This is a genomic window from Gracilibacillus salitolerans (assembly GCF_009650095.1).
In the GTDB taxonomy this organism is placed as follows: Bacteria; Bacillota; Bacilli; order Bacillales; family Amphibacillaceae; genus Gracilibacillus; species Gracilibacillus salitolerans.
In genome coordinates this window covers 2,178,336-2,193,372 of the sequence record NZ_CP045915.1, presented here as the reverse complement: position 1 = coordinate 2,193,372, position 15,037 = coordinate 2,178,336, and the positions used below count along the sequence as shown (strand labels likewise).

The 15,037-nt window shown below is 34.3% G+C and carries 16 protein-coding genes; 9 read left to right on the top strand and 7 right to left on the bottom strand.

The window, feature by feature from the left end:
- Positions 1 to 15: 15 nt before the first annotated feature.
- On the bottom strand, positions 16 to 1,767 hold the full coding sequence (locus GI584_RS10180; RefSeq protein WP_153791165.1) for an ABC transporter ATP-binding protein: 1,752 nt from the start codon (positions 1,765 to 1,767) through the stop codon (positions 16 to 18).
- 288 nt (positions 1,768 to 2,055) lie between these two features.
- Between GI584_RS10180 and GI584_RS10175 the strand changes: the two genes are divergently transcribed.
- Entirely contained in the window at positions 2,056 to 2,889 is an 834-nt protein-coding gene (locus tag GI584_RS10175) for a mechanosensitive ion channel family protein (protein WP_153791164.1), read from the top strand.
- A 212-nt stretch (positions 2,890 to 3,101) separates the two neighbouring features.
- Here GI584_RS10175 and GI584_RS10170 read toward each other — a convergent pair whose 3' ends face one another.
- The 3 genes from GI584_RS10170 to cbpB form a co-directional block, all read right to left on the bottom strand.
- A complete protein-coding gene (locus GI584_RS10170) occupies positions 3,102 to 4,217 on the bottom strand; it encodes an N-acetyldiaminopimelate deacetylase (RefSeq protein WP_153791163.1) in 1,116 nt (371 codons plus the stop codon).
- 551 nt (positions 4,218 to 4,768) lie between these two features.
- Positions 4,769 to 5,488, bottom strand: a complete 720-nt coding sequence (gene dapD, locus GI584_RS10165; RefSeq protein WP_100360796.1) for a 2,3,4,5-tetrahydropyridine-2,6-dicarboxylate N-acetyltransferase — start codon at positions 5,486 to 5,488, stop codon at positions 4,769 to 4,771.
- 66 nt (positions 5,489 to 5,554) lie between these two features.
- Positions 5,555 to 5,995 (bottom strand): cyclic-di-AMP-binding protein CbpB, encoded by a 441-nt coding sequence (cbpB, locus tag GI584_RS10160; protein ID WP_153791162.1) that lies wholly within the window; start codon positions 5,993 to 5,995, stop codon positions 5,555 to 5,557.
- Positions 5,996 to 6,168: 173 nt separating this feature from the next.
- Here cbpB and GI584_RS10155 point away from each other — a divergent pair, with 173 nt between their 5' ends.
- The 3 genes from GI584_RS10155 (at position 6,169) to GI584_RS10145 (ending at position 8,164) form a co-directional block, all read left to right on the top strand.
- Complete coding sequence (locus GI584_RS10155; protein ID WP_100360798.1) at positions 6,169 to 7,020, top strand: metallophosphoesterase; 852 nt, start codon at positions 6,169 to 6,171, stop codon at positions 7,018 to 7,020.
- Positions 7,021 to 7,033: 13 nt separating this feature from the next.
- Positions 7,034 to 7,624 (top strand): SCO family protein, encoded by a 591-nt coding sequence (locus tag GI584_RS10150; RefSeq protein ID WP_153791161.1) that lies wholly within the window; start codon positions 7,034 to 7,036, stop codon positions 7,622 to 7,624.
- A 75-nt stretch (positions 7,625 to 7,699) separates the two neighbouring features.
- A complete protein-coding gene (locus GI584_RS10145; protein ID WP_100360800.1) occupies positions 7,700 to 8,164 on the top strand; it encodes a YkyB family protein in 465 nt (154 codons plus the stop codon).
- Positions 8,165 to 8,236: 72 nt separating this feature from the next.
- Here GI584_RS10145 and GI584_RS10140 read toward each other — a convergent pair whose 3' ends face one another.
- Entirely contained in the window at positions 8,237 to 8,569 is a 333-nt protein-coding gene (locus GI584_RS10140) for a hypothetical protein (protein ID WP_153791160.1), read from the bottom strand.
- Between the two features lie 112 nt (positions 8,570 to 8,681).
- Between GI584_RS10140 and GI584_RS10135 the strand changes: the two genes are divergently transcribed.
- Positions 8,682 to 9,836, top strand: a complete 1,155-nt coding sequence (locus GI584_RS10135; RefSeq protein ID WP_100360802.1) for an aminotransferase A — start codon at positions 8,682 to 8,684, stop codon at positions 9,834 to 9,836.
- Positions 9,837 to 9,954: 118 nt separating this feature from the next.
- On the opposite strand, the gene GI584_RS10130 is transcribed toward GI584_RS10135, so the two are convergent.
- On the bottom strand, positions 9,955 to 10,134 hold the full coding sequence (locus tag GI584_RS10130; protein WP_100360803.1) for an aspartyl-phosphate phosphatase Spo0E family protein: 180 nt from the start codon (positions 10,132 to 10,134) through the stop codon (positions 9,955 to 9,957).
- 209 nt (positions 10,135 to 10,343) lie between these two features.
- Between GI584_RS10130 and GI584_RS10125 the strand changes: the two genes are divergently transcribed.
- From GI584_RS10125 to GI584_RS10110, 4 genes are all read left to right on the top strand, one after another.
- A complete protein-coding gene (locus GI584_RS10125) occupies positions 10,344 to 10,583 on the top strand; it encodes a PilZ domain-containing protein (RefSeq protein WP_100360804.1) in 240 nt (79 codons plus the stop codon).
- Between the two features lie 540 nt (positions 10,584 to 11,123).
- The gene (locus GI584_RS10120) at positions 11,124 to 12,281 is read left to right on the top strand and encodes a zinc ribbon domain-containing protein (protein ID WP_153791159.1); all 1,158 of its coding nucleotides are present in this window, start codon (positions 11,124 to 11,126) and stop codon (positions 12,279 to 12,281) included.
- Positions 12,282 to 12,297: 16 nt separating this feature from the next.
- Positions 12,298 to 13,425, top strand: coding sequence for a S1C family serine protease (locus GI584_RS10115; RefSeq protein ID WP_153791158.1), 1,128 nt, complete (start codon positions 12,298 to 12,300; stop codon positions 13,423 to 13,425).
- A 170-nt stretch (positions 13,426 to 13,595) separates the two neighbouring features.
- On the top strand, positions 13,596 to 14,252 hold the full coding sequence (locus GI584_RS10110; RefSeq protein ID WP_153791157.1) for a hypothetical protein: 657 nt from the start codon (positions 13,596 to 13,598) through the stop codon (positions 14,250 to 14,252).
- A gap of 185 nt (positions 14,253 to 14,437) precedes the next feature.
- On the opposite strand, the gene GI584_RS10105 is transcribed toward GI584_RS10110, so the two are convergent.
- Positions 14,438 to 14,884 carry a hypothetical protein gene (locus GI584_RS10105; RefSeq protein WP_100360808.1) on the bottom strand — a complete coding sequence of 149 codons (447 nt, stop codon included), beginning with the start codon at positions 14,882 to 14,884 and terminating at the stop codon, positions 14,438 to 14,440.
- Positions 14,885 to 15,037 lie beyond the last annotated feature (153 nt).

Below are 15,037 nucleotides of genomic sequence, written 5' to 3'. Positions count from 1 at the left end.
TTTGACTCCCTCCTTCTATTCAACAGATTGCATAATACTGTCTCGATCTTGATATTGAATATCGTAAATACGATGATATGCTCCATTCTGTTTAATTAACTGCTCGTGTGTACCTCGTTCTTTGATTTCTCCTTCTTCTAATACAAGAATCTCATCTGCATGTTTTAATGAAGAAATTCTATGCGCGATAATAAATGTCGTCCTACCATCCATAACTTCTTTCAGTGCTTTTTGAATTTGAAATTCAGTTTCCATATCTACTGCTGATGTTGCATCATCTAATACTAAAATACTCGGATCAATTAAAATTGCACGAGCGATCGCAATTCTTTGCTTTTGCCCTCCTGATAGTCCCATACCACGTTCCCCAAGTAACGTATCATATCCATTTGGCATTTCCATGATAAAATCATGCGCTTGCGCTCGCTTAGCAGCAGCAACTATTTCCTCCATGGATGCGTCTGGATTACCATAGGCAATATTCTCTCTAATTGTTGTAGAGAATAAAAAAGACTCTTGCAATACAAACCCGATATGTTTTCGTAACCATTTTATAGAATAGGAGCTAGTCGGTTTACCATCAATTAATACCTCTCCTTCTTCTGGTTCATAAAATCTGGTAATCAACTGTGTAATACTTGTTTTTCCAGCACCAGTTGGACCAATTAGGCCAACAACTTTTCCTGGTGGTGCATCAAATGAAATATTTTTTAATGCAGAATCATCATCTTCTGTATACGTTAAAGAAACGTTGTTAAAAGTAACATGACCTTTAATGCGCTCTGGAACAATTGGATCTTCTTCTTCAACTATATCTTCTTTAGCTTCAAGAATTTCCAGCAGTCGTTCACCAGATGCTTTTGCCTGTGAAAATTGGTTCACAATAAAACCTAAATGCATTAATGGCCCCAAAATATATGTGACTAAACTAAAGAAAGCAACCAACTCACCTAGCTGTATAGAGCCATTAATAACTAAATAGCCACCATAAATTAACAACGCTACCATACTAATATTTCCGATAAACTCCATTAACGGAAAATATCTCGACCAAATGTTAGAAGTAAAAATATTTACTTCTTTGTAGTTAGCGTTATTTGATGTAAATCGCTCTATCTCAAAATTTTCCTTAGATAAAGATTTAACCGTATTCATACCACTAACGTTCTCTTGAATACGAGTATTTAATCGCCCTAATGATTTTCTGATACTTCGGAATGCCGGGTGTACCTTCTTATCAAAGCGATAAACCACAACAGCTAAGAATGGCATAGCAGCCATTGTTACCAATGCTAACGGTACAGAATAATAAAACATTACCCCCAAACTGATCACTATTAATAATGATACTCTGATTAATTCACGAAAACCTGCAGCTAAGAAAAAGCGGAAACCTTCTACATCCATTGTTAACCTCGACATTAAATCACCAGTACGAGCATTGTCATAGTAAGTAAAAGAAAGCCTTTGCAATTTCTTATACAATTCATCTCGTAAAGTGTAAACAGATTTTACTCCGAATAAGTCACCTAAGTATTGTTGTAGAAAGTTCGAAACCCCTTTCACCAACATGATCAATATAAATCCAATTGCCAGGAACGGAACCAATTGATAGTTTCCAGGTATAACCACGTCATCAATCGTTATCTGTAAAATGATAGGATATACTACCGTAATACCTGCTACAATCATTACAAAAAGTACCGATAAGAAAAAGTATTTTTTAAAAGGCCAATAAAAGTTTTTCAATTTTTGAAATGTTTCCATCTTGTTTGCACCCCCTATTTTTTTACGTATGTATAAATATAACGGCATCCGAAATAAATTTCCACCTTTTCGACTTATTTTCTGAAATTTTTTTTGATTTTTTTACACTATAAGACTATATATATTTCTAAGGATGATAGTATAAGTAAAACGAAGGCTTTCGCCACAAGGACTTGGCGATAAGCTAAGTTTTTCTAATCACTATAAATAAAAAGTGTTGATTTTTTATTTGCGTGTTGATTTACATTTTTATATGATAGAATTAATCATCATTAGAGGAGGCAAATTATGTTTGAAGATGGATTACAGATTGATTGGAGTTACATATTAGAGAATGTTATCTATTATGGTATCCAAATATTAATACTTATCATTGCATTACTTATTATTTCTCCAATCGCCAAGAAATTAATATCTGCAGCTCTTAATAAATCGAGTACCAGACAAAATGTATCGGAAGCAAGAATACAAACATTAGAAAAATTACTATTAAATGCTTTTTCTTATGTTTTAATTTTTATCTTTGTCGTTATGTTTTTCGGCATTATTGAACAACCAATTGGTCCTCTCCTTGCTGGTGCAGGGGTTGTAGGTTTAGCGATCGGCTTTGGTGCCCAAGGATTAGTAAGCGACATTGTAACTGGATTTTTTATCTTATTGGAAAAACAGATCGATGTCGGAGATTATGTGACAGCTGCTGGATACGACGGAATTGTGGAAGAAGTTGGTTTAAGAACTACAAAAATTCGTGGATTTAATGGTACCCTACACTACGTACCGAACAGAGAAATTGCAGGTGTCAGTAACCACTCTAGAGGAAATATGCGTGCACTAGTCGATATTGGAATTAGTTATGATGACAATATAGATCAAGCAATGGCTGTATTAAAAAGTGTTTGTGAAGAATTCCAAACAGATTCTCGTTTTACAGAGGGTCCTGATGTATTAGGTGTACAAGCCTTCGGTTCTAGTGAGGTTGTATTACGCATCATTGGTAAAACGGAAAATATGGAACAATGGAGCGCAGAAAGAGATATTCGTAAACGTATTAAAGAAGCATTTGATGAAAACAATATCGAAATCCCATTCCCTCATCAAGTGTATGTACAAAAGAATAATTAAACAAAAAACTCACTCGCTTATCAGAGTGAGTTTTTCTATTCATCCGTTCTCCAATATCAATATCGAGCCTATAGGTAGATAAAACTGCGAACAAGTGAAGAAAGCAAAATCAAAATCGACATGAAAGGTACTTCGCAGTTTATGAATTTTGAGATGGATTACATCAATAAATCGCAAAGATTTTAGTTTGAGCATTGTCGTTTCATTACTACCTAAATCTCTTTCATCGTTGCTGTTACGGCTTTGATACCTATTTCTATTGCATCTTCGTTCGGGTTTAGTTTACTATGATGCAATCCGTACGGAGAATCTACTCCTAACCAAAACATAAAACCTGGTATTTCCTTCAAGAAATATCCAAAATCTTCACCAGTCATCGCCGCATTTGCTTCTATAAACTGAATTCCTTCCTTTTGAACAGCTTCAGCAAATTTATCGACATATATTTTATCATTGTTCACTTGATAATACATCGCACCATAATCTACTTCAATCGTACAATCATGGGCAATTTCAAAACCTTTAATGATATTTTCTAGCTCATTTTTTATAATCGTCATTGTTTCCGGTTGTAACGTACGGATGGTTCCTTCCAGACGAGCAGTTTCTGCAATAATATTTTGAACAGTACCAGCAGTCATTTTACCAATAGTGATCACACCACTATCTAATGGATCTATTTTTCTTGAAATAATTTGTTGTAATTGTGTAACAAAACTACTAGCTGTAATGATCATATCTTTTGTTAAATGTGGGTATGCAGCATGTCCACCTTTGCCAGTAAAATCAAGAAATAATTCACTTGTATTAGCAAATAGGATCCCATCTCTACTTGATACCGTTCCGACTGGTAGTTCAGGTGCTATATGTAATGCAAAAATACGGTCTACATTCCATTGTTTAAACGTATCAGATGAAAGCATAGGTTCCGCCCCACCAGGTCCCTCTTCTGCTGGTTGGAAAATAAACAAGACATTATCATTAATTGGATTAGCACTTATCTCATCGAGGACTCCCAATGCAATTGTCATATGTAAATCATGTCCACATGCATGCATTTGACCAGAATGTAGTGACTTAAATAAGAATCCTGTTTCTTCTGTAATTGGCAAACCATCTATGTCAGTACGGTAACCAATCGTTTTCTTCGGGTTTTCACCTTTTACAAAAACGAATAATCCAGTTTTCCATTTTGTAATTTCTATATTCGATCGATTCATTTTTTTAATTATTTCTAGTAAGTATGCTTGTGTTTTATATTCCTGAAAACCAAGCTCAGGTATCTTGTGCAAAGAACGTCTAATTGCCACTAACTGATCCTTATTCATCAAAAAACTTACCCCTTTTCCATTATTCATACTAGATAAAAACTGACGAACTTGTAAAAATTTGTCTTAGTGTAGCTTCCTCCCATTCTGATTAGAGATGAGTGCTTGATTCGTCGCTCCGGAAAAATATTCCCTATACAGGGGCACGGCTTCAGCTTGCTCTGGTTCCCTAAGAGTGTCGCATTTTTCCACAGCTTGGTATAATTCTTTAGTTAAGTAAAAGGAAATCCATTGAATAAATTTTCAAAGGATCGCTTCTTGCAACAATCAGAACGTCACTTTTAGCGGAGGCGGAATACGAAGACTTCTGTGGGACAGCGAGAGCTGAAGGTCCACTTTGTGAAGTGTTTTCCTTCACAAAGTTAGCTGAAACCGAGCCCACGGTAAGCGCAGTATTCTGCCGAAGCGTATGCCAAATCTTATCAAAATTTAGAACGGAAGAAGGCAAATCCTCGCAAAAGTTACTTCGAAGTTTATCTATTACGAACCATTTTACATTCTCTTCTTAGAAAAAGACAGGATCCACATGACCCTGTCTTATCACTCAATTATTAATCATCCAATTTTCGTAATGCTTCCATAATTTCTGTTTTTGATTTTGTTTGATCATCAATCTCTTTAATTACTTTTGCTGGAGTACCAGCTACTACAGTATTTGGTGGTACATCCTTCGTAACAATCGCACCAGCTGCAACAACTGCTCCTTCACCAACACGAACACCTTCAAGCACTACTGCGTTCGCACCAATTACAACGCCATCTTCAATAATTACCGGTTGTGCTGAAGGTGGCTCAATAACACCCGCTAATACCGCACCAGCTCCAACGTGGCAATTCTTACCTACTGTTGCACGCCCACCTAATGATGCATTCATATCGATCATTGTTCCTTCTCCAATTACAGAACCGATATTGATCATCGCACCAAACATAATAACGGCACCATCACCGATTTCCACTTGTTCACGAATAATCGCACCTGGCTCAATACGAGCATTAATATCTTTCATATCTAATAGTGGGATAGCTGAATTACGACGATCATTTTCCACTACATGATCGGTAATTTTATCACTATATGTATCAAGTAATTCTTTTACTTCCTTCCATTCACCAAAAATAACTCCATTTGATTCGTTTAAGAAAGTCTGGATTGAACCTGTTGCTTCGATTGTATCCAAACCTGTACCTTTCACATACACTTTGACAGGTGTTGATTTCTTACTGTTTGAAATAAATGAAATAATCTCATGTGCATCCATTTGCTTCATCGTTTTCTTCCTCCAATATTTGTTGTTTTTATAAATGTAACAAAAAATAATTTACTTTTACAAGTATTATTTCATCGTATACATTGATTTATTAACCTCTTTTAAAATAGCACGTCTCGTTAATATACCGAGAAAATACCCCTCATCATCAACAACACATGCAAAAGCATGATTAATGACGACTTTTAGACACGTTAAAAAATCAGTATCCATGGTTAAAGTTGGTTGTTCAGCTTGCATAACAGCTTCTACTTTTGTCTCTGCTAATTTTTCCATCTCGAATCGTTCCATTCCCATCACACTTTTTAAGATCGGTGTTTTGGCAATCGTACCCTTAAATTTATAGTCTAAGTCCAATACAGGAACAGACGAATAACCAGATTCAACTAATACAAGTAAAGCATGTTCTACAGGATTACCAACTTGAACATGTGCCACCTTTTCTGCTGGTATCATCAAATCCTCAACAGTCAAATCAATTAATGATTTTTTTAGTACGCTAGACATATGGGTCACTCCTTTTCTCTTTGGTGAAGGAGCTATTATGACATCACCTACACTATTTTAACATAAATTTTAAAAATTTGTGTAATCTACCGCATGGATATCATATTTACTTCACACCATGCTATAATGAAACACATATATTACGGATTTAATGGAAAGGGCATTTATACTGTATGAAGCGTAGAACTTTTTTAAAACGATTATTTGGTGGTATCATTACACTATTCGGACTTAGTGGTGGTACCTATTATTATGCAAGAGAAATCGAACCAAACATGTTGGATGTACACTATATTGATATCCATTCATCAAAAACCCCTTCCGCTTTTGAAGGATACAAAATATTACAATTTACAGATACTCATATTGGTTTCCAATATACAATTGACCAGCTAGAAGAATTAATAGATAAAATGAATCAATTAGAGCCGGACATGATCGTATTTACTGGAGATTTAATCGACAACCCACGTACATATCAGATCGATGAGAGATTAATATCAATCTTAGGTAGACTAAAAGCAAGAGACGGAAAGTTTTGGATATACGGTAACCACGATCATGGTGGTTATGGAACGGATATTTTAAAGGATGTTTTCCAACAGAGTGGTTTCGAATTGTTACAAAATGGACACAGACAGATTGACAAAAATGGTGATATGATTTATCTGGCAGGTATAGATGATGTATTATTAGGTAGACCTGATATTGAAGAAGCTATAGCTGGGATTAGTAATGAGCAATTGACCATATTGCTAGCACATGAACCAGATTATGCAGATATAACAAAAGACTACCCGATTGATATTCAGTTATCTGGACATAGTCACGGTGGGCAAGTTCAAATACCTTTTATAGGCTATATTTACACTCCACACTTAGCACAGAAATACGTAGAAGGAAAGTATGAAATCGGTAGTTACCCATTGCAACTGTTCGTGAGTCGTGGTATAGGAACTACAAGATTACCGTACCGATTTTTCTGTAAACCTGAGATTACGGTGTATCAATTAAAGAAATCATAAATGAGGTGAAAGTATGAAACGTAATGCAGTACTTATATTGTTTATGGCACTCCTTTTAGCTGGTTGTGCAGGTAATATATTAAATGGTGATTCAAATAAATATGAAGGTGACTTTTCCATTGAAGTAGAAGATTTTACATTTACTAATCAAGATGGCGAGGACCTTTCAAAATCTGAATTAGATGGTAAATTTTGGGTAGCTGATATGATATTCACTAATTGTGATACGATCTGTCCTTCAATGACAGCCAATATGGCTCGACTACAGGGTCTTTTAGAGGAAGAAAATATTGATGCTGAACTAGTTTCATTTAGTGTTGATCCTACAAATGACTCCCCAGAAATCTTAAAAGAATATATTGAAGAACGTGGTGGCACATTTGATAATTGGAATGCACTTACAGGGTACACGGATGAAGAAATCAAACAATTTGCCAATAATTCTTTCAAAGCATTTGTAGAAAACCCAGACAATAGTGATCAAGTAGCTCATGTCAATTCATTCTATTTAGTTTCACCGGATGGTAATGCTATAAAGCGATATGATGGAAGTAAAGCAGACAATATGCAAAAAATAGTTGAAGATATCCAATCAATGAATTAAAGTAACAAGTAGAAGGATTTAAGTCTCCTTCTACTTTTAATTATGGTATGGAAATTCTTGAAAGAAGGTGCATGAATGAAAGATTCTTCTGAAGCGATTGAAAAATTAGGACAAGCTTTATTTATTGTCAATCGACATGCAAAGACCGCGCCTGATCCCACTCACTTATATCGCTTAAAAAACGAAACGATGAAAAAACTCATCAAGGAAAATAAGGCCATAAAAGTTGGTTTGCATTATTCCAAAAACCCAAAACAAAGTCGACAACATTCCGTTTTACTGGTTCAAGTCGGGAATTATTACTTTCACACACCTCCTATGAAAGAAGATATGGAGTCATTACCCCACCTTGGCCAATTAGATGAAAGCTATCGAAATCAAAAGCCTACTCTTTCATTAAATAAGGCTAAAGCGACCCTATATTCCTATTTAAATTGGTCAAGTCCAAAGACAAAAAACAAACGCAACCCTAACTATAAACACTTTTCACAGCAAACCTCTTCTTTATCCCCTTTCTATCACAAAAGAAAACGTCGATAATAATTCCCTATCAAAAACAGGAAGATACTAATCTTCCTGTTTTAATTTCTGTAAATAGGCTAACTATATAATTTAGTTTGAATAAGGTTGATTTTTTTTCAGTATAGTGAAACTTCTCTTTATACTTATGATAATAGAGAAGATCAAAACACCATACAGGACATATCTCCAATCCGGTATATCCATAAATGCAGATATAATCAGGAACATTAATAAAATAACAAACATATAGGTTAGTAATGTATTCCACTCTAATGTGATAACGAACTTAATAAAAGGTTGAAATAAATAATACATAATAATTAATCCAAGGACTATATAAAGTACAAAAAATAATTCAGTCTGCATGGTTAATAAAAGAAAATCACTAACTCTTACCATCTCTTTCCAAATCTCTTCAGCCATTCTGTGTCCCTCCTATTCATTTTATGATAAAATAATGCTAGCTTTTTGTGATTAGTACTATTATCTCCAAACTTTGTACTAGTTATAAGAGGAATTGAAGGAGGTATACATTTTGGAATCATTTATCAATGAGCAAGTTAAAAATATTGAAATATCAGGCATTAGACAGTTTTTTAATATGGTAGGAAATAAAGCCGATATCCTTTCATTAACAATTGGTCAACCGGATTTTCCCACCCCCTCCCATGTTAAGGAAAAGACAAAGGAAGCAATAGATCAAAATCAAACAACTTACACACATAATGCAGGTATTTGGGCTTTAAGAAAGGCAATAGCTTCATATATAAAAAAGAATTATCAAATAGAGTATAATCCCGACAACGAAATCATTGTTACAGTCGGTGCATCACAAGCTATTGATATCACATTAAGAACTATTTTAATGAAAGGTGATGAAGTACTCTTACCTGGCCCTGTTTATCCTGGTTATGAACCATTAGTTAAATTAGCAGGAGGAAAACCTACCTTTATTGATACGCGTCAATCCAATTTCAAATTAACTGCTGACTTAATAGAGGCGTCGATTACACCTAATACAAAAGCTATCATTATCCCTTATCCATCTAACCCCACAGGTGTAACACTTATAAAAGAGGAATTAACAGAAATTGCATCCGTTGTTGAAAAGTATAATATCTTTTTGATTGCAGATGAAATATATGGGGAATTAGTTTATGATCAAAGTCACTATTCAATTGGACGTTTTCAGGAAATTCGAGATAAAGTAATCATTATAAACGGTGTTTCAAAGTCACATTCTATGACTGGTTTTCGAATTGGTTATATTCTTGCAGCCGACTGGTTAGCAAAACATATACTGAAAGTCCACCAGTATAATGTTTCTTGTGCTTCTTCCATTAGCCAACATGGAGCATTAGAAGCTATCAAGAACGGACAACATGACCCAATAGAAATGAAGAAAGTTTACCATGAACGAAGAGACTATGTATATCAGAGGTTAAAAGCAATGAATATTAAAACATACTTACCAGACGGAGGGTTCTATTTCTTTGTAGATATTAGCCATTTGGAAAAAGATTCCTTGTCATTGGCATTACAATTAGTAGAGGAAGCTAAAGTTGCGTTAGTACCTGGTAGTGCATTTTCTGAATTTGGTGAAGGATTTTTACGGTTGTCCTATGCTTATGATATGGATACTCTAAAAGAAGGCCTGGACCGGATCGAAACTTTTATCGCAAAAAGGTAATGCGTTATGAAGAAGAGTTGAATACTACAATGAATATGATTTTGTCAGGAAAAATTATAAAACCCGTTTCATTTTATAGTTGAAACGGGTTTATAGCTTTTAAGTTTATGAATAAAGTTCATTTTTTTTCTTGATTATGCTTTTGTTTATAGTGTTCATAATCATTTAAAAGTTCATCTAATTCTTGACTAATGTGAAGTGATTCTTTGCTGGTAATACCTTTTTTGAGAGCAACATCGGTCATTTCTTTTCGCAATTCCTCAATCTTGCTTATTAAATTTAATGGATGTAATGTCATTTACCGAGTTACCCCCTAATTTAAATTTGTCCAAAAGTGCATTTGGTAAACGCTATTGATTATCCCAAAAAAATGGTTCCTTGTAAAGCAAACCGCAAAATTAGACAATTCTTTCGCATAACAAAAGATTTTCTTGTAAATCATGCGACAATTCGACATTCTGACCCGTACATATGTTATAACTGTTCTTAGTGAGGGTGAATTGTGCTATGCTATATAAACGAGATGAAGCATTTCGATATAAATTCCAACACTCAATTTCAGGTGAATTGATCCTTGATGAAATTAATTCCCAATCTATAACTATTATAGATATCAGCCCAAAGGGGATGAAGTTTAATAGTTTGGAAAAATTGAATACGAATTCAAATATATGTATTAAATATAGAATATTTGAAGAAGTTTTACAAGCAAATGGACGTATCGTTTTTGTGTATGGATTATGGTGATTTTTATCAATATGGAACTTCACTAAATGCAGTAAATATTATCAGACTGTCCTTATTAGCGAATTTAAAAAAACTTAAAGAAGACGAACATTATAAATATAGACGCAGATACTAAGCGAGGTAATTTAACGAAGCGATGCTAAAAACTTCTTAATAAAAAAGGAAAATCCGAACTGATCCAAGTGAATCGTTCGGATTTTCTTATAGATAATTTACTTTTTTGTACCAGACTCTTTTCTAGTTCTATATTATTTAACACGATCAAAAATACTATAACCCATACAACCAATTAAAATCATAAAACATAAAATTCCAAAAAGATCCACGTTCTACACCTCATTTTTTCGATTCTTCTTTTACTATTATACCTAATTTTCTCATTTTAATAAAGAATATTTTAATTTTTTCTCCTCTAACCCTCTAAAGAAATGAATTAATTCATGCTATAATAAAGTGAGACTTTCATCAGCGGGGTCTTACGGACGGTTAGCGCCGTTATAACTTACCCTACTTAGTCAAACTAGAAGGCGAGGTATTATTTTGTCCTTTTGTCCCCATTGTGGTGGTCATGTAGAAGCAATTGAAACATTCTGTGTTTCTTGTGGAAAAAGATTACCAGAAGATATAAATCAACGAACATTACCAGTAAAACCGTCAAAAAAATGGTGGTTACTCCCCATTATATCATTAATACTAGCAGGTGGTATGATTGGATCCATCTTTTTTGTTACAAACTATCAATCTGAAAAAGCATTAGCTTTTTATGAAGAAGCAACAGAAATGGCTTTAATTGGTGATTATGAACAGGCTATCACTTTACTCGAGCAAGCATTGGATTATAAAGAAAATTTCCCTGCAGCAGAAGAAGTTATCGCATTTTTAAATGTTGCTACTGAAGTTCAACATAATTTTGAGCAAATTGATACATTAAATGAGCAAAGTAAATTTGTTGAATCATTTAATGTAATACGGGAATCTGAGGATGATTTACAAAAATTCAATGGGGATTTAACCGATCAATTGTTGGAACAAAACATTGCTATGAAAAATCAAACTTTATTAAAACAAGCAACATATAAATTAAATAATAATCCAACTACAGATGAATTAAAGGCTTTAATATGGGAGATTGAAGATATTACTCATGATAAGGCAACTGAATTACAAGAAGAAGTACATCAAAAGTTAGTGTCAATGACTTATCAAGAGGCAACAACTTTATTAGAAGAATTTCAATTCTCTCAAGCACTACGTGTAATAGAAGATACGTTGAAAGCAGTGGAAAGCTCTGAACAATTAGAAAGCTTGAAAACAACTGTAAATAAAGAGAAAACTGCATTCGAGTCTGCTCAAGAGCAACGAATCGAACAAGCACTTTCTGCATTCGAGGAAGAACAAGAATTAAATGAAAGCCATGCCATTGAATTAATAGATATACAAGTACAAAAAGAGAAAGATAACTGGATCATTACTGGGCAACTAAAAAGTGTTGCTACGGTCCCTATCCATTCTATTCTAGTCAGTTATTCAGTCCATGATAAAGACGAAGATACATTAGTAGAGAATGATGTCTATGTATTCCCAGAGACATTATATCCTAATGAAGTGGGTAATTTTGAGTTTACTCATTTTGACGTTGATACTGACTATGAGCGCTTAACACCAAAAGTAGAGGAAATTACTTGGTACTTAGATTAAACTTCGGGGGATTATTATGTATAAGAAGAGAAAATATATTCCTATTTTTTCAACTGTCATCATACTATTATTAGCGATCATTGCAACTATTAGTATTTTCTTCAGTTGGACAAAAGAACCATTAGAAATAAATAATTCAGTAGCTACAAATATCGCAAGTGAAAGTGAAATTAATTTGAAAAATATTATTCATCAATCTCAAAAATCAGTTGTCCAAATCGAAAGCACGAGTGATTTAAATAAAAAAACAGGTTCAGGTTTTGTAATAAACAATCATGGTGATATTATTACAAACGCACATGTGATCGAGGATGCAGACACCATTGTTGTGAAATTAACCAACGCTAGGGAATATCCGGCGGCAATAGTTGGAATCGGAAAGGATCAAGATTTTGCCGTAATACGTGTTCCAGAGCTAAACCAATTAGAGCCCATAGCACTTGAAACAGACAAACAAATCGATATTGGGGATGAGATTATTGCTATCGGAAGTCCAATGGGAATTCAGAATAGCGTGTCACTCGGACTAATTGTTGGAACTGATCGATCATTTTCTATTAATGATTACCAATATGATGAAGTTTATCAAATCTCAGCTAACATTACACATGGTAATAGCGGTGGGCCGCTTATTTTAAGAAATAGCGGTAAAGTGGTTGGCATTAATTCTGCAGGAATTTCTGACACAGACATTGGATTTAGTATACCAATTACCCAAGTGGCCGATATAGTTTCAGATTGGACGGAGAACGTGAAAGAAGATGAATTAACCTTTCTTTCCCCCACTGACCAACAAATTAATAAAGAAAAACTTAAAGAGGACGCTCTTTATATAGGTGATTACTTTTTTGAGAACATTGCATTAAGAGATTATGTAAATGCCTATTCTTTATTGGGTAGTCAGTATCAAGACAACACAAGTTATACAGACTTCCGTCAATTTTTTCAAACTCTCATAGATTTAACTGTTCAAGATAAAATAATTATAGATACTCAAAATGAGGAAGTACATATGGAGATAAAAGTCGAAATAACGGTTAGAGATGAGACATACCAGGAAGTCCAAGAATCACGTAAGTATCTATTGGTTATTGGGTATGAAAATGACCAATTGAAAATACTTAAATTGCAACAAGCCAAATAAAGTGAGACTTCCAACAGTAGGAGGGGTTCCCACCCTACTGTTGGTTAGCGAAACTTATCAGGATGTTACTGTCCGATTTTCCACACTCTGCTTCTTCGATTTACTTGAACCTTGAAGTGGAGGTTTTGCGGACGGTTAGCGCCATGATAAAGGTGAAGGGGATGCTTTTTTTGAAGAAATTAGTTATTGTTTTACTTATTTTTTTGATCGCATGCAGTAAGCAGGATAGCGAGCCAATGATCACCAAGGAAGACCCTGAACAACCAATAGATGAACTATTGGATCAAGAAACGGTTCAAGAAACACCTCAGGAAAAAGAAAGCCTAGAAGTAGAATTTGTATTAGAAGATGAAATCATAACATTGAATACAAAAAACATTACCATACTTGGTGCATATCTCAACACGGTGAACAATAGAAAAGAAGCAATATCCAATATGAAGCTTGAAAAACTAGATATCGATCGACTTTACTTACTATCTTTTAATTGTAATCCAGCTACGTGTTCTTATCTTTTGCTAGATAGAAACGAGCCTAACCGCTCATTTCTTGTAGATGATTTAATTAATCTGAAAGAAGTCATTCCGTCCCCTGATCAATCCATGTTATTATTTATTATAAACGAGTTTCAAGCGGATACATGGAAAGTATTCAATCTCGAAGAATGGACTACAACTAAATTTGACCCTCCACCACCAGAGGAAATACGTATTCAAATGGCAACTTGGCTCGATGAAGAATCCATTAATATCGAATATCAACAATTCCCGGATAATATAGTTCAGGAAATGACAATTTCGAAACCACAAGAACAATTATTCGATTAGTAAATTAGTCGCTTGATAACTAAATGGTGCATAAAATCGATACCGCTCGCAGTAACCGTCTTCCCTGAGTACAACATCTACTCAGGTAACAAGAAATCCTCAAATACGTTAGTTACTATTAAAAAAACTCAACCCGTTTATGTGAAACGGGTTGAGTTTTTTGATTGCCTTATCAAAATTCCATATTATTGAAAAGAAATTGTTTCTTCTGTTTTAATGTCAATCCTCTCTCCACCTATAAAGAACTGGGTATGGACAAACAGCTTATGATCTCCTTTTTCTAGAGCCTGAAAAGTCAATGGCTGTTGTGGATGATACTGAAACCCTGGTTTCATCTGTTTCGAAATCGGACTTCCAGTAAAAGTTGCATTATCTGCGTTAATTGTAACTTGTGTTAGTGGTGTCCTGTGCTGGATGATGATATCTTCATTCCCAATATATTGAACAGATCGTAATACTTGAAAACCCTCACTAGTTTCTTCTATACGTATATGTACAATAAAATCCTCATATTGTTCTTCAATCTTGACTGTTTCAACTAAAGATGTTTGCTGTAAATCCTTAATAATAAACAGTAGGACAGTCCCAATACAAGCGATTATAGCGATGACAATGGTGTATTTTTTCCACACATGCCACTCCTCCTCGCCAATTTTTCTCTATATTTAATATAGACGAAATTCCTAAGCGTTTGGTTTCATTTTTTTTTACAAATTTTAGATGTATACTTTTTTCAAACTTCTACAAGATATGTATAAGGCTATTTCACTCAAGGGAGGAAGAAA

Bases quoted from the DNA above. Each gene is read 5' to 3' on its own strand.
- GI584_RS10145 (WP_100360800.1), top strand. From the start codon at position 7,700: ATGAAAGATTCTTCTGAAGCGATTGAAAAATTAGGACAAGCTTTATTT.
- dapD (WP_100360796.1), bottom strand. From the start codon at position 5,488: ATGAAGCAAATGGATGCACATGAGATTATTTCATTTATTTCAAACAGT.
- GI584_RS10180 (WP_153791165.1), bottom strand. From the start codon at position 1,767: ATGGAAACATTTCAAAAATTGAAAAACTTTTATTGGCCTTTTAAAAAA.
- GI584_RS10175 (WP_153791164.1), top strand. From the start codon at position 2,056: ATGTTTGAAGATGGATTACAGATTGATTGGAGTTACATATTAGAGAAT.
- GI584_RS10155 (WP_100360798.1), top strand. From the start codon at position 6,169: ATGAAGCGTAGAACTTTTTTAAAACGATTATTTGGTGGTATCATTACA.
- GI584_RS10125 (WP_100360804.1), top strand. From the start codon at position 10,344: ATGCTATATAAACGAGATGAAGCATTTCGATATAAATTCCAACACTCA.
- GI584_RS10115 (WP_153791158.1), top strand. From the start codon at position 12,298: ATGTATAAGAAGAGAAAATATATTCCTATTTTTTCAACTGTCATCATA.
- GI584_RS10140 (WP_153791160.1), bottom strand. From the start codon at position 8,569: ATGGCTGAAGAGATTTGGAAAGAGATGGTAAGAGTTAGTGATTTTCTT.
- GI584_RS10130 (WP_100360803.1), bottom strand. From the start codon at position 10,134: ATGACATTACATCCATTAAATTTAATAAGCAAGATTGAGGAATTGCGA.
- cbpB (WP_153791162.1), bottom strand. From the start codon at position 5,995: ATGTCTAGCGTACTAAAAAAATCATTAATTGATTTGACTGTTGAGGAT.
- GI584_RS10150 (WP_153791161.1), top strand. From the start codon at position 7,034: ATGAAACGTAATGCAGTACTTATATTGTTTATGGCACTCCTTTTAGCT.
- GI584_RS10170 (WP_153791163.1), bottom strand. From the start codon at position 4,217: ATGAATAAGGATCAGTTAGTGGCAATTAGACGTTCTTTGCACAAGATA.